The 18,635-nt window shown below is 72.1% G+C and carries 18 protein-coding genes; 12 read left to right on the top strand and 6 right to left on the bottom strand.

Translation table 11 applies throughout. The annotated features are described in order from the left end of the window. The first annotated feature begins 1 nt into the window (after position 1). Together IE153_RS13950 and IE153_RS13945 are read left to right on the top strand one after the other, a co-directional pair. Complete coding sequence (locus IE153_RS13950) at positions 2 to 844, top strand: cytochrome P450 family protein (protein WP_229828987.1); 843 nt, start codon at positions 2 to 4, stop codon at positions 842 to 844. Positions 845 to 851: 7 nt separating this feature from the next. After that, positions 852 to 1,373 (top strand): cupin domain-containing protein, encoded by a 522-nt coding sequence (locus IE153_RS13945; protein ID WP_189590025.1) that lies wholly within the window; start codon positions 852 to 854, stop codon positions 1,371 to 1,373. Here IE153_RS13945 and IE153_RS13940 read toward each other — a convergent pair. Further along, the gene (locus IE153_RS13940) at positions 1,370 to 2,596 is read right to left on the bottom strand and encodes an acyl-CoA dehydrogenase family protein (protein WP_189590024.1); all 1,227 of its coding nucleotides are present in this window, start codon (positions 2,594 to 2,596) and stop codon (positions 1,370 to 1,372) included. The genes IE153_RS13945 and IE153_RS13940 overlap by 4 nt on opposite strands. Positions 2,597 to 2,768: 172 nt before the next feature. Between IE153_RS13940 and IE153_RS13935 the strand changes: the two genes are divergently transcribed. After that, positions 2,769 to 3,413 (top strand): TetR/AcrR family transcriptional regulator, encoded by a 645-nt coding sequence (locus tag IE153_RS13935; RefSeq protein WP_053674268.1) that lies wholly within the window; start codon positions 2,769 to 2,771, stop codon positions 3,411 to 3,413. Between the two features lie 63 nt (positions 3,414 to 3,476). Here IE153_RS13935 and def read toward each other — a convergent pair whose 3' ends face one another. Beyond that, complete coding sequence (gene def, locus IE153_RS13930) at positions 3,477 to 4,022, bottom strand: peptide deformylase (RefSeq protein WP_189590023.1); 546 nt, start codon at positions 4,020 to 4,022, stop codon at positions 3,477 to 3,479. Positions 4,023 to 4,180: 158 nt separating this feature from the next. On the opposite strand from def, the gene IE153_RS13925 reads away from it, so the two are divergent. The 5 genes from IE153_RS13925 (at position 4,181) to IE153_RS13905 (ending at position 8,775) form a co-directional block, all read left to right on the top strand. After that, entirely contained in the window at positions 4,181 to 5,419 is a 1,239-nt protein-coding gene (locus IE153_RS13925; protein ID WP_097215311.1) for a MurT ligase domain-containing protein, read from the top strand. 23 nt (positions 5,420 to 5,442) lie between these two features. Continuing rightward, positions 5,443 to 6,171, top strand: a complete 729-nt coding sequence (locus IE153_RS13920; RefSeq protein WP_097215312.1) for a type 1 glutamine amidotransferase — start codon at positions 5,443 to 5,445, stop codon at positions 6,169 to 6,171. A gap of 203 nt (positions 6,172 to 6,374) precedes the next feature. Continuing rightward, entirely contained in the window at positions 6,375 to 7,400 is a 1,026-nt protein-coding gene (locus IE153_RS13915) for a 6-phosphofructokinase (RefSeq protein WP_189590022.1), read from the top strand. Positions 7,401 to 7,565: 165 nt separating this feature from the next. Beyond that, a complete protein-coding gene (locus IE153_RS13910; protein ID WP_189590021.1) occupies positions 7,566 to 8,516 on the top strand; it encodes a cytochrome c oxidase assembly protein in 951 nt (316 codons plus the stop codon). 79 nt (positions 8,517 to 8,595) lie between these two features. After that, on the top strand, positions 8,596 to 8,775 hold the full coding sequence (locus IE153_RS13905) for a hypothetical protein (protein WP_030835374.1): 180 nt from the start codon (positions 8,596 to 8,598) through the stop codon (positions 8,773 to 8,775). A gap of 58 nt (positions 8,776 to 8,833) precedes the next feature. Here IE153_RS13905 and IE153_RS13900 read toward each other — a convergent pair whose 3' ends face one another. From IE153_RS13900 to IE153_RS13885, 4 genes are read right to left on the bottom strand one after another with little or no spacing between them, the layout of a single operon-like run. After that, entirely contained in the window at positions 8,834 to 10,048 is a 1,215-nt protein-coding gene (locus IE153_RS13900; RefSeq protein ID WP_189590020.1) for a sensor histidine kinase, read from the bottom strand. Beyond that, a complete protein-coding gene (locus tag IE153_RS13895; protein WP_189590019.1) occupies positions 10,045 to 11,760 on the bottom strand; it encodes a sodium/solute symporter in 1,716 nt (571 codons plus the stop codon). The genes IE153_RS13900 and IE153_RS13895 overlap by 4 nt, the downstream gene beginning before the upstream one ends. A gap of 10 nt (positions 11,761 to 11,770) precedes the next feature. Beyond that, the gene (locus tag IE153_RS13890) at positions 11,771 to 12,133 is read right to left on the bottom strand and encodes a hypothetical protein (protein ID WP_189590321.1); all 363 of its coding nucleotides are present in this window, start codon (positions 12,131 to 12,133) and stop codon (positions 11,771 to 11,773) included. A 2-nt stretch (positions 12,134 to 12,135) separates the two neighbouring features. Then, on the bottom strand, positions 12,136 to 12,885 hold the full coding sequence (locus IE153_RS13885; protein WP_189590018.1) for a LytR/AlgR family response regulator transcription factor: 750 nt from the start codon (positions 12,883 to 12,885) through the stop codon (positions 12,136 to 12,138). Positions 12,886 to 13,005: 120 nt separating this feature from the next. Here IE153_RS13885 and IE153_RS13880 point away from each other — a divergent pair, with 120 nt between their 5' ends. The 4 genes from IE153_RS13880 to IE153_RS13865 all read left to right on the top strand — a co-directional run bounded on the left by IE153_RS13880 (position 13,006) and on the right by IE153_RS13865 (position 18,569). Continuing rightward, positions 13,006 to 13,500 (top strand): Lrp/AsnC family transcriptional regulator, encoded by a 495-nt coding sequence (locus tag IE153_RS13880; RefSeq protein WP_097215318.1) that lies wholly within the window; start codon positions 13,006 to 13,008, stop codon positions 13,498 to 13,500. A gap of 147 nt (positions 13,501 to 13,647) precedes the next feature. Continuing rightward, entirely contained in the window at positions 13,648 to 14,478 is an 831-nt protein-coding gene (gene ddaH / locus IE153_RS13875; protein WP_189590017.1) for a dimethylargininase, read from the top strand. Beyond that, positions 14,475 to 15,728, top strand: coding sequence for an ornithine--oxo-acid transaminase (gene rocD / locus IE153_RS13870; protein WP_229828986.1), 1,254 nt, complete (start codon positions 14,475 to 14,477; stop codon positions 15,726 to 15,728). Before ddaH ends, rocD begins: the two co-directional genes overlap by 4 nt. Positions 15,729 to 16,112: 384 nt before the next feature. After that, positions 16,113 to 18,569 (top strand): SpoIIE family protein phosphatase, encoded by a 2,457-nt coding sequence (locus IE153_RS13865; RefSeq protein WP_189590016.1) that lies wholly within the window; start codon positions 16,113 to 16,115, stop codon positions 18,567 to 18,569. The last annotated feature ends 66 nt before the right edge of the window (positions 18,570 to 18,635 follow it).

The following is an 18,635-nucleotide window of genomic DNA, read 5'->3' as shown; positions in this document are numbered from 1 at the left end:
CATGAGCGAGGAAACGGTGGAGCGGCAGGTCACCCGGCCGGCCCCGCGCTTCGACCCGGCCCGGGGCGCGGTGGGTTTCCCGGACCCGGCGGACCACGTCCGGCTGCGCCGCGGCGTCGCCGCCGCGTTCACGGCGCGCGGGGTCGGGCGGGTGCGCGAGCGGTCCCGGCGCATGCTGGCGGAACTGGTCGACGAGATGCTCCAGGACGGCCCGCCCGCCGACCTGTGCGAGGCCGTGCTCGGCCCGTTCTCCGTCGCGGTGATCTGCGAGCTGATGGGCGTCCCGGCGGCCGACCGGCAGGGCATGCACACGTGGACGCGGCAGATCCTGTCCTCCTCGCCCGGCGCCGAGGCCGGTGAGAAGGCCAGGAGGGAGATGGGCGCCTACTTCTCCGACCTCATCGGGCTGCGCGAGGGCAGCACGGGCGAGGACGCCGCCTCGATGCTCGGTGCCGCCGTGGGCCGCGAGGAGGTCACCCTGGACGAGGCGGTCGCACTCGCGGTCCTCCTCCAGATCGACGGCGAGGCGGTCACCGACACCTGCGGCCGGATGTTCCACGTCCTGCTGACCCGACCCGGGCTCGCCGAACGGTTGCGCGCCCAACCGGAGATCCGCCGCCGGGCCGTCGACGAACTGCTGCGCCCGCTCCCCCACCCGGATCCGGTCGGGCTGTCCCGGATCGCCGGGCAGGATGCCATGCCGGTCCGGATGGAGGCGGAGCTCCTGGTGGACGCGCTCCTCGACGGCGTACCGGGCCTGCGGCTCGCCGTCCCGGCCGAGGACGTGCGGTTCAGGAAGGGCTCGCTGATCCGCGGACCCGAGGCCCTGCCCGTGACGTGGTGAGACGGCGATGACGGCGACCGAGGGGCTGCTCGTCCCGCCCGGCCAGGGCCGGATCATGCAGACCCCCGCCCAGCAGGTCACCTTCAAGGTGACGGGCACGCACTCGCGGGTGGCCTCCACGTTCGAGGTGGTCGTGCCGCCGGGCTTCGACGTCGGCGCCCATGTGCACACCCGCAGCGAGGAGTTGTTCTACGTACTCGAAGGCGAGCTGGACGTCCTCGCCTTCGAGCCGCGGATCCGCACGCCCGACCACTGGCAGAGGTGGGAGTCCCCTTCGGGCAACCGGGTGGTACGGGCGACTCCGGGGACGGTGATCGTCGTACCCCCGGGGTGCCCGCACGCCTTCGCCAACCCGACGGACACGCCGGCGAAGATGTTCTTCCAGGCCAGCCCGCCACCGGACCACGAGCGGTACTTCGAGGAACTGCTGGAGATCCTCGGCGGCGGAGGCCCGCCGGACCACGCGGCGATCCAGGAACTGCGGGCGCGCTACGACATCGAGCAGCTGACGCCGCTCAGACACCGTTAGCGGATCGGCACACCGGCGAGGGTGCGGGCGATGACCAGGCGCTGGATCTCGCTCGTGCCCTCGAAGATGGTGTAAATGGCTGCGTCGCGGTGCATCCGCTCGACGGGGTACTCCCGGGTGTAGCCGTTGCCGCCGAGGATCTGGATCGCCTGGCCCGTGACCTTCTTGGCCGTCTCGCTCGCGAACAGCTTGGACATCGAGCCCTCGGCCGCCGTGAAGGGCTTGCCGTTGACCGCCATCCAGGACGCCCGCCACACCAGCAGCCGGGCCGCGTCGATCTGCGTCCGCATGTCGGCGAGCTCGAAGGCGACACCCTGGTTGTCGATGATCGGCCGGCCGAACTGCTCACGCGTCTTCGCGTAGTCGAGGGCGACCTCGTACGCGGCACGGGCGGTACCGACGGCCATCGCGCCGACGGCCGGGCGCGAGGCCTCGAACGTGGCCATCGCCGCGTTCTTCACCCGCTCGCCGCCCGCCTTGGCCCGCTCCCGGGCCCGGGCCAGCCGCTCGTCCAGCTTCTCCTTGCCGCCGAGCAGGCAGGAGCCGGGAACGCGCACGTTGTCGAGGATGACCTCGGCGGTGTGGGAGGCGCGGATGCCGTGCTTCTTGAACTTCTGGCCCTGGGCCAGGCCCGGCGTCCCGGGCGGGACGATGAAGGAGGCGTGTCCCTTGGAGCCGAGGTCGGCGTCGACGACCGCGACGACGACGTGGACGTTGGCGATGCCGCCGTTGGTCGCCCAGGTCTTGGTGCCGTTGAGCACCCACTCGTCCTTGGCCTCGTCGTACACGGCCCGGGTGCGCATGGAGGCCACGTCGGAGCCGGCGTCGGGCTCGGAGGAGCAGAACGCGGCGACCTTGACGTCGTTGGCGTCGCCGTACATCTGGGGGATCCAGGTACCGATCTGCTCCTCGGTGCCGTTGGCGAGGACGCCTACGGCGGCGAGGCCGGTGCCGACGATCGACAGGGCGATGCCCGCGTCGCCCCAGAACAGCTCCTCCATCGCCATGGGGATGCCGAGGCCGGTCGGGTCGAAGTACTGCTGGGCGTAGAAGTCCAGGGAGTAGATGCCCACCTTGGCGGCTTCCTGGATGACCGGCCAGGGAGTCTCCTCACGCTCGTCCCATTCGGCGGCCGCGGGGCGGATCACATCGGCCGCGAAGCCGTGCAGCCAGTCCCGGACCTCCTTCTGTTCGTCGTTGAGCTCCATGGTGAACTCGGCCATGTCGTCCCCTCCAGCGGCACACGTGCATGTTACTTGCGGTAACAGCAGTCTGTTACCGACGGGTAGTCGAAGTCAACTCCTACCGACCGGTCGGCACCCGTTCGGTGTCCTGGGCATGCTTCAGTGTTAGTTTGCGCAGGCGTCATCGAAACAGCACGGGTGGGGAGAGATCATGGACACCACGCAGCGGACCGATCAGCAACGGTCCGCCGACCGCCGCCGGCGTGAGCTGCTGGAGGCCGCCGACCGAGTGGTGCTGCGCGACGGCCCGCAGGCCTCGATGAACGCGATCGCTGCGGAAGCCGGCATCACCAAGCCGATTCTGTATCGCCACTTCGGCGACAAGGGCGGACTTTACGCGGCCCTTGCCATGCGGCACACCGACGCGCTGCTCGACTCGCTGCGGGCGGCACTGGACGCCCCGGCGGACCGACGGGAGCGGGTCGAGGCGACGTTGGACACGTACCTCACGGCGATCGAGCTGCGGCCCCAGGTGTACCGGTTCCTGATGCACCCCGCGGAGGGGGGCCAGCCGGGGGACGCGGGGTTCGATGTCGGCAAGCACAGCGCGCCGTTGCTGCGGCGGATGGGCGAGGAGCTGGCGCAGGTCATCGAGGAGCGGCTGGATCTCGGGCCGGGCGGGCAGCAGCTGGCGCGGGTGTGGGGACACGGGATCGTCGGCATGATGCATGCGGCCGGGGACTGGTGGCTGGGGGAACGGCCTTGTTCTCGTGCCGAGTTGGTGCGGAGTCTGGCTGATCTGCTGTGGGGGCGGCTTGCCGCGGCCGGGGACAGGGTGGGCGGTCCGGGTTTCTGACCGTCGTCTTCCGTCCGACCGCCGGTGGGGGCTGTTCGCGCAGTTCCCCGCGCCCCTGAAGAGTCACCCCACCTGGCGCCATGAGGCCTTGGCCACTTGCCGCATCAGTCTGCGGTGGCGCCAGCCGCTCAGGTGGTCCGCGTAGACGCGGCCCTCCACGTGGTCGCACTCGTGCTGGAGGCAGCGGGCGAAGAAGCCCGTGCCGTGGACCGTGACGGGGTCGCCGGTCATCGTGAAGCCCTCGACGACCGCGTGGTCGTGGCGTTCCGTGCCCGCTTCCAGGCCCGGCAGGGACAGGCAGCCCTCCGGGCCCCGGATCACCACGCCGTCCTTTTCGGCCAGGCGGGGGTTGATCACATGGCCCACGTGGCGGACGTCCTCGTCGTCGGGGCAGTCGTAGACGAAGACCCGCAAGGCCTCGCCGACCTGGTTGGCGGCGAGGCCGACACCCTGGGCCGCGTACATGGTCGCGAACAAGTCCTCGACGAGTCGGGCCAGTTCGGGGCCGAAGTCGGTGACCTCCGCGCAGGGGGTGTGCAGGACCGGATCGCCGTGCAGGGTGAGGGGTCTCACGCGGCCGTGGGCGCCGGGGATGGAGCTCTGTCGCATGGCGGCAAGAGTAAGGTCCTGTCGGTCCGCGTCTCCCACACGAGTTCGCCACAGTGCCGCGGTTCGGGAGTGCGAATGGATCTCGATAGGCTGAGGTCCACACCACGTGGCCGTCAGGCTTCAAGGCGCGGCGCGTACGCAAGGAGGATCGAGAACTGATGGCAGGCAACTCGGACCCGCTCTCGCCGCGGGCCAAGCTGGCCGTGACCGCGGGCAAGGCGGTCGCGGCGGCATCGCGCGCCGCAGGGCGCGGCAGCGGTTCGGTGATCGGCGGCCGGGTCGCGCTGAAACTCGACCCCGACCTCCTCGCCCGGCTCGCCCAGAACCTGGACGTGATCCTGGTCTCCGCGACGAACGGCAAGACCACCACCACCCGGCTCATCGCCGAGGCACTGCGCGCGGCGGGCCCCGTCGTCTCCAACGCGCTCGGCGCCAACATGCCGGCCGGCATCACCTCGGCCCTCGCCGGCAGCTCCGACGCCCGCTACGGCGTCATCGAGGTCGACGAGAAGTACCTCGCCGGCGTCGCCCGGGACACCGCCCCGAAGTGCATCGCCCTGCTCAACCTCTCGCGCGACCAGCTCGACCGGGCCGCCGAGACGCGCATGCTCGCCGAGAACTGGCGGGAGGGGCTCGCGGGTTCCAAGGCCGTGGTCGTGGCCAACTGCGACGACCCGCTGGTGGTGTGGGCGGCGTCGTCCTCCCCCAATGTGATCTGGGTCGCAGCCGGGCAGATGTGGAAGGACGACGCCTGGTCCTGCCCGTCGTGCGGTGGCGTCATGCAGCGCCCGGGCGACGACTGGTTCTGCGGCGAGTGCGGCTTCCGCCGTCCCACTCCGAGCTGGGCGCTCTCGGGCGACCACGTCCTCGACCCGCACGGCTCGGCCTGGCCGATCCACCTCCAGCTGCCCGGCCGCGCCAACAAGGCCAACGCCGCCTCCTCGGCCGCCGTCGCCGCCGTGTTCGGGGTGCCGCCGCAGGTCGCGCTGGAGCGCATGTACCAGGTGCAGGCGGTGGCCGGGCGTTACGACATCGTCCAGTTCCAGGGCCGTGACCTGCGACTCCTGCTCGCGAAGAACCCGGCCGGCTGGCTGGAGACGTTCTCGCTGATCGACCCGCCGCCCACGCCGGTCATCCTCTCCGTGAACGCGCGCGGCGCCGACGGCACCGACACCTCCTGGCTTTGGGACGTCGACTACACGCGCCTGACCGGCCACCCGATCTGCGTCGTCGGCGACCGGCGACTGGACCTGGCGGTGCGCCTGGAGGTCGCCGACCAGCACTTCCAGGTCTACGAGAACCTCGACCAGGCCGTGGCGGCGTGCCCGCCGGGGCGCATCGAGGTCATCGCCAACTACACGGCGTTCCAGGACCTGCGCCGCCGCGTCGGCAACTGAGCACGAGACGTCAGGGGACTTTTGTGAGCGACAACCAACTGCGGGTCGTCTGGATCTATCCCGACCTGCTCAGCACCTACGGCGACCAGGGCAACGTCCTCGTCGTGGAGCGCCGGGCGCGGCAGCGCCGCCTGGACGTGGCCCGGCTGGACGTGCGCAGCGACCAGCCGATCCCGACCTCCGGCGACATCTACCTGATCGGCGGCGGCGAGGACCGGCCGCAGCGGCTCGCCGCCGAGCGGCTGCGGCGGGACGGCGGACTGCAGCGGGCCGTGGAGAACGGCGCCATCGTGTTCTCCGTGTGCGCCGGCTACCAGATCCTCGGCCACGAGTTCATCAACGACCTCGGCCAGCGCGAGCCCGGCCTGGGCCTTCTGGACGTGGTGTCGACGCGCGGCGAGGGCGCGCGGTGCGTCGGTGACGTGCTGGGCGACGTCGACGCCCGCCTCGGCCTGCCCCCGCTGACCGGCTTCGAGAACCACCAGGGCGTCACCCACCTCGGCCCCACCGCCCGCCCGCTCGCCCAGGTGCGCTTCGGCAACGGCAACGGCACGGGCGACGGCACGGAGGGCGCGTACAACGACACCGTCTTCGGCACGTACATGCACGGGCCGGTGCTCGCGCGCAACCCGCTGATCGCGGACCTGCTGCTGAAGCTGGCCCTCGACGTCAACGCGCTGCCGCCGACCGACGACCACTGGTACGAGGCCCTCCGCAACGAGCGCATCGCGGCTGCTCAGCAGCCTGCCTGAGCGCGTCCGGGCAGCGTGCGGGGAACACGCGTCAACCTGCTGGTCAACAGCCCGTCTGTCGGCCCATCCGCACAGGTGAGCGGGGTCGTCCAGCAGGCGGACGCGTGCTTCGGTCCGGCCCCTCGATGCCGCTAGGGTGGCGGGGATTCCAGCCGGACAACGTGGTCCGGTCCCCGGCCCACGTTGAGAAGGTATTTCGGGCTATGCGCATTGGTGTCCTCACGTCCGGCGGCGACTGCCCCGGCCTGAACGCCGTCATCCGGTCCGTCGTGCACCGTGCCGTCGTCGACCACGGCGACGAGGTCATCGGCTTCCGGGACGGCTGGAAGGGCCTCCTGGAGTGCGACTACCTCAAGCTCGACCTCGACGCGGTGGGTGGCATCCTCGCCCGCGGCGGCACGATTCTCGGGTCCTCCCGGGTCCAGCCCTCCCATCTGCGGGACGGTGTGGAGCGGGCGAAGGGCCATGTCGAGGAGCTCGGCCTCGACGCGATCATCCCCATAGGCGGCGAGGGCACGCTCAAGGCCGCCCGGCTGATGTCGGACAGCGGTCTGCCCGTCGTGGGCGTGCCGAAGACGATCGACAACGACATCGCGGTCACGGACGTCACCTTCGGCTTCGATACGGCCGTGGGTGTGGCGACCGAGGCCCTGGACCGGCTGAAGACCACCGCCGAGTCCCACCAGCGGGTCCTGGTCGTCGAGGTCATGGGCCGGCACACCGGCTGGATCGCGCTGCACTCAGGCATGGCGGCCGGCGCGCACGCCATCGTGGTGCCCGAGCGGCCCTTCGACATAGAGGAGCTGACCCGTCGGGTCGGCGAGCGGTTCGAGGCGGGCAAGCGCTTCGCGATCGTGGTGGCGGCGGAGGGGGCCAAGCCCCGCGCCGGGAGCATGGAGTTCGACGAAGGCGGCAAGGACATCTACGGGCACGAGCGGTTCGCCGGGATCGCCCGGCAGCTGTCCGTGGAGCTGGAGGGACGGCTGGGGAAGGAAGCCCGGCCGGTGATCCTCGGGCACGTGCAGCGGGGCGGTACGCCGACCGCCTACGACCGGGTGCTGGCCACGCGGTTCGGGTGGCATGCGGTGGAGGCCGTGCACCGGGGGGAGTTCGGGCAGATGACCGCGCTGCGCGGGACCGACATCGTGATGGTGCCGCTGGCAGAGGCCGTGGAGACGCTGAAGACCGTTCCTGACGATCGGTACGAAGAGGCGGAGTGCGTTCTCTGAGGGTGCGGTAGTCAGCCGGGTGCGGGTCGTCTGTGGATTGTCGCGCAGTTCCCCGCGCCCCTGAGGGACGACGGACCGCCCCCGGTCGTAGTGGTGACCGGGGGCGGTTCTACTCTTGTGGGCGGACAGATTGCTGCACACCCCCACGAAACAGGAGCCGGCGGAATGGATCACAGCGGGCACGGCATGACCATGGATCTGCCGCCGTTCACGCTGGGGCGAGGGCTGGAGTGGTCCGCGGACCCGTTCTTTCTCGTCGCCTGCCTGGCCGGGCTCGCGCTGTACGGGTGGGGTGTCGTGCGGCTCGTCCGGCGCGGGGACAAGTGGCCCGTGGGGCGGACGGTCGCCTTCACCATCGGCGTGCTGAGCATCGTGCTCATGATGTGCACCCGGCTGAACGACTACGGCATGGTCATGTTCAGCGTGCACATGGTGCAGCACATGGTCATCAGCATGGTGTCGCCCATCCTCATCCTGCTCGGCGCGCCGATCACCCTGGCACTGCGGGCGCTGCCGCCGGCCGGGCGGGGGCGCAAGGGGGCGCGTGAGCTGCTGCTGATGTTCCTGCACAGCCGGTACATGCGGATCATCACGCACCCGGCGTTCACGATCCCGCTGTTCATCGCGAGCCTGTACGGGCTGTACTTCACGCCCCTCTTCGACACCCTGATGGGCTCCAGGACGGGCCACATCGCGATGATGGTGCACTTCCTCGCCGTCGGCCTGGTGTTCTTCTGGCCGATCATGGGCGTCGACCCGGGCCCGCACCGCCCGGGCTACCTGATGCGGATGCTGGAGCTGTTCGCGGGCATGCCGTTCCACGCGTTCTTCGGGATCGCGCTGATGATGGCGTCCGAGCCGATGGTCCAGACGTTCAAGAACCCGCCCGGCTCGCTCGGCATCGAGGCGCTGTCCGATCAGAACGCGGCGGGCGGCATCGCCTGGGCGTTCAGCGAGATCCCCTCCGTGCTGGTGCTGGTGGCCCTGCTGTTCCAGTGGTACGCGTCGGACCAGCGGCAGGCCAAGCGCACGGACCGGGCCGCCGACCGCGACGGGGACAAGGAACTGGAGGCGTACAACGCCTATCTCGCCTCGCTGAACACGCAGGGGCGCTGAAGACCTCTTCGGTACGGGCCGTGCGCGCCGGGCGTCCGCCGGGCACCATGGAGGGACCGAACCCGAGGAGGGTGTTGCGATGCCCGGTTCCACGAACGGTTCCAACTCCACGAAGACCATGGGAGCGCTCACGCTGGGCGGGCTGGTCGTGGTGACGGCCTACACGGTGGCGCTCGGCAGCAACGGCTGGCTGTGGTTCGGCTGGGTCGTGCTGGGTCTGATCACGCTGGGACTGGTGGTCACCACGCGCAGCACCTGAGGGCTCGCCGCCCGGCCGACCGGTGGGGGCTCACGCCCGGCCTGGCCGGTGGGGCGGCTCACTCCCTGGTCAGCCGCCCCGCCGAGTGCACACCCTGCTGGTACTTCGGGAGCCGGACGGTGATCTTCATGCCGGCTCCCGCGGCCGTCTCGATGACGAGCCCGTGGTCGTCGCCGTAGACCTGGCGGAGCCGGTCGTCGACGTTGGAGAGGCCGATGCCGCCCGAGGGGCTGGCCTCGCGGGCGAGGATGCGGCGCAGCAGGCCGGGGTCCATGCCGGCGCCGTCGTCCTCGATGACGACGAGGGCCTCGGCGCCCGCGTCCTGGGCGGTGATCTGGATGTGGCACTTGCCGGAGGGCACGGCCTTGCCCTCCAGACCGTGCTTGACGGCGTTCTCGACGAGCGGCTGCAGGCACAGGAACGGCAGGGTCACCGGCAGCACCTCCGGCGCTATCTGGAGGGTCACGGACAGGCGGTCGCCGAAGCGTGCCCGCACGAGCGCCAGGTAGTGGTCGATGGCGTGCAGTTCCTCGGCGAGGGTGGTGAAGTCGCCGTGCCGGCGGAACGAGTAGCGGGTGAAGTCGGCGAATTCGAGGAGCAGCTCGCGGGCGCGCTCGGGGTCGGTGCGGACGAACGAGGCGATCACCGCGAGCGAGTTGAAGATGAAGTGCGGGGAGATCTGGGCCCGCAGCGCCTTGATCTCGGCCTCGATGAGGCGGGTGCGGGACTGGTCGAGATCGGCCAGTTCCAGCTGGACCGAGACCCAGCGGGCGACCTCGCCGGCGGCGCGGACGAGCACCGCCGACTCGCGGGGCGCGCAGGCGACCAGGGCGCCGTGCACCCGGTCGTCGACGGTGAGCGGGGCGACGACCGCCCAGCGCACCGAGCAGTCGAGGCTGTCGCAGGTGAGCCGGAAGGCCTCGCCGCGGCCGGTCTCCAGGGAGTCCGCGAGGCGTTCCATGATCTCGGTGCGGTGGTGGGCGCCGTCGCCGTCCCAGACCAGGACCTGCCCCCGGTCGGTGAGGCAGAGGGCGTCCGTGCCGAGCAGGGAGCGCAGTTTGCGGGCGGACTTGCGGGCGGTCTCCTCCGTCAGGCCGGACCGCAGCGGGGGCGCGGCGAGGGACGCCGTGTGCAAAGTCTCGAAGGTGGCGTGCTCGACGGGGGTGCCGAGGCCGGCGAGGCTCTTGGCGCGGGCGGTGCGGCGGCCGAGCCAGACTCCCAGGGCGAGCACCGGGAGGACGGCGACGCACAGGCCCGCCAGGAACCCGCTCATGCCGTCACCTCCGTGCGCAGTTCCTCGGGCAGGTGGAACCGGGCCAGGACCGCCGCGGTGCCGGGCGGGACCCGGCCGGGGGTGGCCAGGGACACCAGGATCATGGTGAGGAAGCCCAGCGGCACCGACCACAGCGCGGGCCAGGCGAGCAGGGCGTGCAGGGCGGCGCCCTCGCCCGGGTAGCCGGCCATGGTCGCGGCGACGGCGAGCAGGGCGGAGCCGCCGCCGACCAGCATCCCGGCGGCGGCGCCGGGCGGGGTCAGCCGCCGCCACCAGATGCCGAGGACGAGCAGCGGGCAGAACGAGGACGCCGAGACGGCGAAGGCGAGCCCGACGGCGTCGGCGACCGGCAGTCCGCCGACCAGGACGCTCGCCGCGAGGGGCACGGCCATGGCGAGGACCGTCCCGAGCCGGAAGTGCCGTACGCCCCGGGAGGGCAGGACGTCCTGGGTGAGGACGCCCGCGACCGCCATGGTCAGGCCGGAGGCCGTGGACAGGAACGCGGCGAAGGCGCCGCCCGCGACCAGTGCGCCCAGCAGGTCGCCGCCCACTCCCCCGATCATGCGGTCGGGCAGCAGGAGGACGGCGGCGTCCGGGTCGCCGGTGAGGGTGAGTTCAGGGGCGTAGAGGCGGCCGAGTGCGCCGTAGAGGGGTGGCAGGAGGTAGAAGGCGCCGATCAGACCGAGGACCGCGACGGTGGTGCGGCGGGCGGCGACGCCGTGCGGGCTGGTGTAGAAGCGGACCACGACGTGCGGCAGGCCCATGGTGCCGAGGAACGTGGCGAGGATCAGCCCGTACGTGGCGTACAGCGGTCGTTCCTCGCGGCTCTCGGCCTGGGACGGGGAGAGGTCGCCGCCGCCGCTGCGCTCGGCCCGGGGGACGGGGGCGCCCGCGGGGAAGGTGAGGCGGGTGCCGCCTTCGATGCGGTGGGTGCCGGCGGGGAGTTCGAGGCGGGTGCCGGGGTGCGTCCGGCCGTCGACGGTGCCGGTCACGATGACGCTCAGGGGCCGGTCGAGGGTGAGGTCGACGGTGTCGTCGACGCGGACGGCGCGCTGCTCGCGGAAGGTGGCCGGTTCGTCGAAGGCGTGCCGGGGTGCTCCGTCGCTCTGCCAGGTGAGGACCAGGAACAGGGCGGGGACGAGCAGGGCGGTGAGCTTCAGCCAGTACTGGAAGGCCTGCACGAAGGTGATGCTGCGCATGCCGCCGGCGGCGACGGTGGCGGTGACGACGACGGCGACGATCACTCCGCCGAGCCAGTCGGGCGCCCCGGTCAGCACGGTCAGGGTCAGTCCGGCGCCCTGGAGCTGGGGCAGCAGGTACAGCCAGCCGACCCCGACGACGAAGGCACCGGCCAGCCGCCGCACGGCCTGGGAGGCGAGGCGGGCCTCGGCGAAGTCGGGGAGCGTGTAGGCGCCGGAGCGGCGCAGCGGGGCGGCGACGAAGAGCAGCAGGACCAGGTAGCCGGCGGTGTAGCCGACCGGGTACCAGAGCATGTCGGGGCCCTGGACCAGGACGAGTCCCGCTATGCCCAGGAAGGAGGCGGCGGAGAGGTACTCGCCGCTGATGGCGGCGGCGTTGAGGCGGGGGCCGACGGTGCGGGAGGCGACGTAGAAGTCGGAGGTGGTGCGGGAGATGCGCAGGCCGAAGGCGCCGACGAGGACCGTCGCGACGACGACGAGGGCGACGGCGGGGATGGCGTAGCTGGAGTTCATCGGTGGGGCTTCAGCGGTCTTCCACGAGGCGTATGAAGTCGCGTTCGTTGCGCTCGGCCCGGCGGACGTACCAGCGGGCGAGCAGGACGAGGGGGGCGTAGAGGCCGAAGCCGAGGACGGCCCATTCCAGGCGGCGGGCGTCGGGCATCGCCGCGAACAGCAGCGGGAGCGGTCCGACGAGCAGGCCGAGGATGGCGAACACCGTGAGGGCGGCGCGCAGTTGGGTGCGCATCAGGGAGCGGACATAGGTGTGGCCGAGGGTGGTCTGCTCGTCGATCTCGGTGCGCGGGCGGTAGTAGCCGGAGGAGGCCCGGCTGCTCTGCCGGGGCGGGCCGGTGACGACGACGCGGCGTTCGGTGTGGTCCGGGGGCACGGTCACGGCCTCCTCATGAGCAGGTCGCGCAGTTCGCGGGTGTGGCGCCGGCTGACCTGGAGCTCCTCGGAGCCGACGAGGACGCTGACGGTGCCCGCGTCGAGGCGGAGTTCGCCGATGTGGCGCAGGGCGACGAGATGGCGGCGGTGGATGCGGACGAAGCCGCGGGTGCGCCAGCGCTCCTCCAGGGTGGACAGCGGGATGCGGACCAGGTGGCTGCCCTTGACGGTGTGCAGGCGGGCGTAGTCACCCTGCGCCTCGACGTGGGTGATGTCCTCGACCGCGACGAAGCGGGTCACGCCGCCGAGTTCGACGGGTAGGTGGTCCGGGTCGGGTTCGTGCACGGGGATGCGCGGGGCGGCGCCGCGCAGTTCCGCGGCCCGGCGGACGGCCTCGGCGAGCCGCTCCTTGCGGACCGGTTTGAGGACGTAGTCGACGGCCTTGAGGTCGAAGGCCTGCACGGCGAAGTCCTCGTGGGCGGTGACGAACACGACGAGCGGCGGCCGGGCGAAGCCGGTGAGGAGCCGGGCGAGGTCGAGGCCGTCGAGGCCGGGCATCTGGATGTCGAGGAAGACGACGTCGATGGCTTCGGGCCCGCCGGGGCCGGACTCCAGGGCGCGGTTCATGCGGCGCAGCGCCTCGGTGGCGTCGCCGGCGCCCTCCGCGCTGCCGATGCGGGGGTCGGCGTGCAGGAGGTAGAGCAGTTCCTCCAGGGAGGGGCGTTCGTCGTCGACAGCCAGGGCGCGCAGCATGACCCGGAGTGTAGGGGTGATCCGTACGTCTGGACATGTGCCGGGTGTGGACGTATCCGCTGGACACGGTGCCCGCGCCGGGCGGGCGCGGGCGGGGGTGCCGGTGGATACAGTGCCCGCATGAGCAGCAGGTCCACGGCGTTCGACGAGCTCGACCGGAAGATCATCACGGCACTGATGGCGAACGCCAGGACGTCGTTCGCGGAGATCGGCACGGCGATCGGGCTGTCGGCGACGGCGGTCAAGCGGCGGGTCGACCGGTTGCGCGAGACCGGTGTGATCACCGGGTTCTCGGCGACGGTGAAGCCGTCGGCGCTGGGCTGGCGCACGGAGGCCTACGTCGAGGTGTACTGCGAGGGTGCGGCCCCGCCGCGGCGGCTGGCGGAGGTCGTGCGCGACTACCCGGAGATCGCGGCGGCGATGACCGTGACGGGCGGCGCGGACGCGTTGCTGCACGTGCGGGCGCGGGACGTGGAGCACTTCGAGGAGGTGCTGGAGCGGATCCGGCAGGAGCCCTTCATCCGGAAGACGATCAGCGTGATGGTGCTGTCCCATCTGCTGCCGGAGAGTCCGGAGGCCGGGGCGAGTCAGCCGGCTCCGGAGGGGGTCGCGTAGGGCGCAGCAGACGTGCGCCGAGCGGCGTCAAGACGCAGCGTTCCTGCGTGAACGCGCAATCTTTGTTTCTTGTCGGGCACCACCGTCAGTTCCTACCGTTGTGTCAATCACCAGTCACACACCGTGAGGAAGCGGAGGGACCCCTCTGTGCCCGACTCCCGTGTGCCGCGCCGGCGGCGCTACCTCGTCTGCGAACCCAGACACTTCGCCGTGCAGTACGCGATCAACCCGTGGATGCATCCCGACGAACCCGTCGACGTCCTCCGCGCCCTGGACCAGTGGCAGGCGCTGGTCGACACCTACCGTGTCCACGGCCATACCGTGGACAGTGTGAAACCCGTCCCCGGCCTGCCCGACATGGTGTTCGCCGCGAACGCGGCGGTCGTCGTCGACGGCCGCGTCTTCGGCTCGCTCTTCCACGCGCCCGAGCGCCGTCCCGAGTCCGTGCCGTTCGAGGCGTGGTTCAAGGCGGAGGGCTACGAGGTGTATCACCCCGAGTCGGTGTGCGAGGGCGAGGGCGATCTGGTCCCGGCCGGCCGCTGGATCCTGGCCGGGACGGGCTTCCGTACGACCCGGGAGGCCCACAGCGAGGTGCAGGAGTACTTCGGGACGCCGGTGATCAGCCTGACGCTGGTGGATCCGTACTTCTACCACCTGGACACGGCGCTGTTCGTCCTCGACGAGGGGCCCGACGGGAACATCGCCTACTACCCCGAGGCGTTCTCGCCGGGCAGTCGTGAGGTGCTGGCCCGGCTGTACCCGGACGCGGTGCTCGCCACCCGCGAGGACGCGATGGCGTTCGGGCTCAACTCCGTCTCCGACGGGCGCCACGTGTTCATCTCACCGGGGGCGACGGCCCTGGCCGAGCAGCTTTCCGACCGAGGCTATGTCCCCGTCCCCGTCGACCTGTCCGAGTTCCAGAAGGCCGGTGGCGGCATCAAGTGCTGCACCCAGGAGATCCGGGAGATCCGCTCATGACCGCACCCGTCCGCACCGAGGACGCGCAGGGGGACCGTGGCTCGCGGGAGACCCGTGGCTCGCAGGAGCTGATCCGCGCGGAGGAGCCGGTCCTCGCGCACAACTACCACCCGCTGCCGGTGGTCGTCGCCCGCGCCGAGGGCACCTGGGTGGAGGACGTGGAGGGGCGGCGCTACCTCGACATGCTCGCCGGGTACTCGGCCCTCAACTTCGGCCACCGGCACCCGGCGCTGATCGAGGCGGCCCATCGTCAGCTCGACCGGCTGACGCTCACCTCGCGTGCCTTCCACAACGACCGGCTCGCCGAGTTCGCGGAGCGGCTGGCCGCACTGACCGGCATGGACATGGTGCTGCCCATGAACACCGGCGCGGAGGCGGTGGAGAGCGGCGTGAAGGTGGCCCGCAAGTGGGCCTACGACGTGAAGGGCGTGCCGGCCGACCGGGCGACGATCGTGGTCGCGGCGGACAACTTCCACGGGCGTACGACGACGATCGTCAGCTTCTCCACCGACGAGACGGCCCGGGCGGGCTTCGGGCCGTTCACGCCGGGTTTCCGGGTGGTGCCGTACAACGACCTGGCCGCGATGGAGGCGGCGGTCGACGAGACGACGGCGGCGGTGCTGATCGAGCCGATCCAGGGCGAGGCGGGGGTGATCATTCCCGACGACGGCTATCTCGCCGGTGTGCGGGAGCTGACCCGCCGCAAGGGCTGTCTGTTCATCGCGGACGAGATCCAGTCCGGGCTCGGCCGCACGGGCCGCACGCTGGCGGTCGAGCACGAGCCGGTGGTGCCGGACGTGCTGCTGCTGGGCAAGGCGCTGGGCGGCGGCATCGTGCCGGTGTCGGCGGTGGTCGGGCGCCGGGAGGTGCTCGGCGTGCTGCACCCGGGTGAGCACGGCTCGACCTTCGGCGGCAATCCGCTGGCCGCCGCGGTCGGTACGGCGGTGGTCGAGTTGCTGGAGACGGGCGAGTTCCAGCGCCGGGCGGCCGAGCTGGGCGTGATCCTGCGCGACGGCCTGACGGGGCTGGTCGGCAAGGGCGTCGTCGGGTTCCGCTCGCGCGGCCTGTGGGCGGGCGTCGACGTCGACCCCGCGCTCGGCACCGGCCGCGAGATCAGCGAACGCCTCATGCGGGAGGGAGTCCTGGCGAAGGACACCCACGGCTCCACGATCCGCCTGGCCCCACCGCTCACCATCACGAGCGAGGAACTGACGGGGGCACTCGCGGCGCTGGAGAAGGCGCTGGGGTAAGGGGGCGCCCGGGATACGGGGGCAGGGGCGGAGGGCTCGACACGGGCCGGCCGCCCCTGCCTGCGGCGTACGGGCGGCCTCAGGGGGCCGGAGCGCCGGGGTGAGGCGCCCCTCCGCTTCACCGGCCGAAGGACCGGTGAAGCGGAGGGGATGGTCGCATCAGGCCGCCGCTCCCCCGCCGCACCGAGCCCAAGCCGCCTGCTCAGCCCGGACGCCCTGGCCTCTCCCCCGTCCCGACCGGAATGCCTCCACCCCACCCGGCCCCCTCGCCCCAGCCGACTCCCGCGGCCCCGACCGGCCCTCCACAAGCCGCCCCTCGGTGCCAGAAGGGTGAAGATTGGGGCAAGAGGTGGTAGACCACTCTCAGCGACAGAGAGGTCGGCCGTGGGCGCAGACGAGGTGTACGGCGTTGCCCGGCAGCGGTTCGACGTGGCCGACGCGGCGCCCCTGTTGCTCGATCCACAGGGCGTGGTGACGGGCTGGACCAGCGGTGCCCGGCGGCTGCTCGCGTACCCGGCGTCCGAGGCGGTCGGCAGGAAGCTGGCCGACCTGCTGGCCGCCGAGGACGCCGAGCGCGTGCCGGACCTGGTCGAGCGCTGCCGAAGGGACGGTGGCTGGACGGGACTGCTCACGGCCCGCCGCCGGGACGGGCACCCCGTGAAGGTCGCGGCGCGGATCACCTCGGCCGAGGAGGCGCACGGCGGCTCGCGCTGGTTGATGCTCCTGTCGGAGCTGGCGGACGCCCCCGGCTGGGACATGAGCCGCACGGTCCTGGAGCAGATGGCGGCGGGCGCCCCGGTCGGTATCGCCATCGTGGACACGGACCTGCGCTTCGTGTGGTCGAACGCCGCCCTGGAACAGTTCGGCGGCGGCCCGGCGCCACGACGGCTCGGACTGCGCTTCGCGGACGTCCAGCCGGGCATGGACGGGCAGGCGGTCGAGGCACAGATGCGGCACGTGCTGGAGACCGGCGAGGCGGTGGTCGGCTACGAGCACGTGGGTCACGTGCGCTCGGCCCCGTTGCGCGAGACGGCGCACATGCTGTCGTTCACCCGGCTCGAGGACGACCGGGGCCATCCGATCGGCGTGTACTACACGGTCGTGGACATGACCGACCGGCACCGTGCGCGGCAGCGGCTGGCGCTGCTCGACCGGGCCGGCGAGAGCATCGGCCGCAGCCTGGACCTCATGCGCACCGCGCAGGAACTCGCGGACGTGGCCGTGCCGGGGCTGGCCGACTTCGTCACCGTGGACCTGCTGGAGTCGGTGCTACGGGGCGCCGAGCCGGCCCCCGGCCCGCTCGCGGACTCGGAGGAGCCGGTGGAGCTGCGCCGCGCCGGCTACCGGTCCGTGCAGGACCTCGCGGAAGCCGTCATCGAGATCGGCGAGGTGGTCGCCTTCCGGGCCGGAACGCCGCCCTTCCGCTGTCTGGCCACGGGACGGTCCTGGCGCGCGGAGCGGCTCGACCCGCTGACCCGGGACTGGACCACGGACACCCCGAGCGGCCGCCGGGCCACGTTCCGGGAGCTGGGACTGCACAGCGTGATGACCGTGCCGATCCGTTCGCGTGGCATCACCCTGGGCATCACGACGTTCTACCGGCGCCAGGACCGGGAGTTCTTCGACGAGGAGGACTTGCGGCTGGCGGAGGATCTCGTCGCCCGCGCGGCCGTCTGCGTGGACAACGCCCGCCGCTACACCCGTGAGCGGGACGCCGCGCTCGTCCTGCAGCGCAGTCTGCTCCCCCACCGGCTGCCCGAGCAGGACGCCGTCGAGGTGGCCGCGTGCTACCGGCCGGCCGACGAGCTGACCGGTCTCGGCGGCGACTGGTACGACCTCATCCCGCTGTCCGGGGCGCGCGTCGCGCTGGTCGTGGGCGAGGTGCCCGGTCACGGCATCGACGCCGCCGCGGCCATGGGACAGCTGCGGACCGCCGTACGGACCCTGGCGGCTCTGGATCTGCCGCCCGAGGAGGTGCTGGCGCACCTCGACGACCTGGTGGCGCGGTCGGCGCGGGAGGAGGGTGCGGAGCCCGGGGCGGCGGGCTCCGCGGGCACGCCAGGCGTGGGCTCCGGGTGCCTGTACGTCGTCTACGACCCGGTCGACGGCGGGTGTTCGATGGCCGCGGCGGGGCATCCGGCCCCGGCCGTGGTGATGCCCGACCGCTCGGTCGTGTTCGTCGATCTTCCGCAGGGGCCGCCGCTCGGCGTGGGCGGCCCGCCGTTCGAGGCGGTCGAGCTGCCCCTGGCGGAGGGCAGCACGCTCGCGCTGCACACCGACGGGCTGCTGGCCCGGGGCGAGACCTGGGCCGTCGACGCGGGCCGGGAGCGGCTGCGCCGGGCGCTGCAGCGGTCGGGCCCGCTCGAGTCGTACTGCAGGGCCGTGGTCGACGCGCTGGTCCCGGCCCGCCCCTATGACGACGTGGCCCTGCTGATGGCCCGGACGAAACGTCTCGGCAGCGAGCAGGTCGCGGCCTGGGAACTGCCCTCGGACCCGGCCGTGGTCGCCGACGCCCGTCGCACGGCCACCCGGCAGCTGGCGCGCTGGGGCCTGGACGAGCTGGCCTTCACCACGGAGCTGGTGGTGAGCGAGCTGGTCACCAACGCCATCCGGTACGCCACCGGCTCCATCCGGATCCGGCTGATCCGGGAGCGTGCTCTGGTCTGCGAGGTGCTCGACGGCGGCGCCACCGCGCCCCATCTGCGCCATCCCCGTACGACGGACGAGGGCGGGCGCGGGCTGCTGCTGGTCTCCCAGCTCACGCAGCGGTGGGGCACGCGCTTCGTGCCCGAGGGGAAGATCATCTGGGCCGAGCAGGCCCTGGCGGACCTCCCGGACTGAAGCCGGTTGAGGTTCGCTCATACCGTGCGAAACTGGTGTGACCCCGGCAGCGGTGAGGCGGCGGCC

The sequence above is a fragment of the Streptomyces massasporeus genome, from assembly GCF_014648995.1.
Taxonomy (GTDB): Bacteria; Actinomycetota; Actinomycetes; order Streptomycetales; family Streptomycetaceae; genus Streptomyces; species Streptomyces massasporeus.
Note: the sequence above shows the minus strand (reverse complement) of the source record. Positions and strands in the feature narration are given on the sequence as shown.

Excerpts from the sequence above, each read along its gene's own strand:
- IE153_RS13885 (WP_189590018.1), bottom strand. The coding sequence starts at position 12,885 with ATGCTGCGCGCCCTGGCTGTCGACGACGAACGCCCCTCCCTGGAGGAA.
- IE153_RS13940 (WP_189590024.1), bottom strand. The coding sequence starts at position 2,596 with ATGGCCGAGTTCACCATGGAGCTCAACGACGAACAGAAGGAGGTCCGG.
- rocD (WP_229828986.1), top strand. The coding sequence starts at position 14,475 with ATGACCGCACCCGTCCGCACCGAGGACGCGCAGGGGGACCGTGGCTCG.
- IE153_RS13910 (WP_189590021.1), top strand. The coding sequence starts at position 7,566 with ATGGATCACAGCGGGCACGGCATGACCATGGATCTGCCGCCGTTCACG.
- IE153_RS13935 (WP_053674268.1), top strand. The coding sequence starts at position 2,769 with ATGGACACCACGCAGCGGACCGATCAGCAACGGTCCGCCGACCGCCGC.
- IE153_RS13950 (WP_229828987.1), top strand. The coding sequence starts at position 2 with ATGAGCGAGGAAACGGTGGAGCGGCAGGTCACCCGGCCGGCCCCGCGC.
- IE153_RS13915 (WP_189590022.1), top strand. The coding sequence starts at position 6,375 with ATGCGCATTGGTGTCCTCACGTCCGGCGGCGACTGCCCCGGCCTGAAC.
- IE153_RS13925 (WP_097215311.1), top strand. The coding sequence starts at position 4,181 with ATGGCAGGCAACTCGGACCCGCTCTCGCCGCGGGCCAAGCTGGCCGTG.
- def (WP_189590023.1), bottom strand. The coding sequence starts at position 4,022 with ATGCGACAGAGCTCCATCCCCGGCGCCCACGGCCGCGTGAGACCCCTC.
- IE153_RS13895 (WP_189590019.1), bottom strand. The coding sequence starts at position 11,760 with ATGAACTCCAGCTACGCCATCCCCGCCGTCGCCCTCGTCGTCGTCGCG.
- IE153_RS13945 (WP_189590025.1), top strand. The coding sequence starts at position 852 with ATGACGGCGACCGAGGGGCTGCTCGTCCCGCCCGGCCAGGGCCGGATC.
- IE153_RS13880 (WP_097215318.1), top strand. The coding sequence starts at position 13,006 with ATGAGCAGCAGGTCCACGGCGTTCGACGAGCTCGACCGGAAGATCATC.
- IE153_RS13905 (WP_030835374.1), top strand. The coding sequence starts at position 8,596 with ATGCCCGGTTCCACGAACGGTTCCAACTCCACGAAGACCATGGGAGCG.
- IE153_RS13900 (WP_189590020.1), bottom strand. The coding sequence starts at position 10,048 with ATGAGCGGGTTCCTGGCGGGCCTGTGCGTCGCCGTCCTCCCGGTGCTC.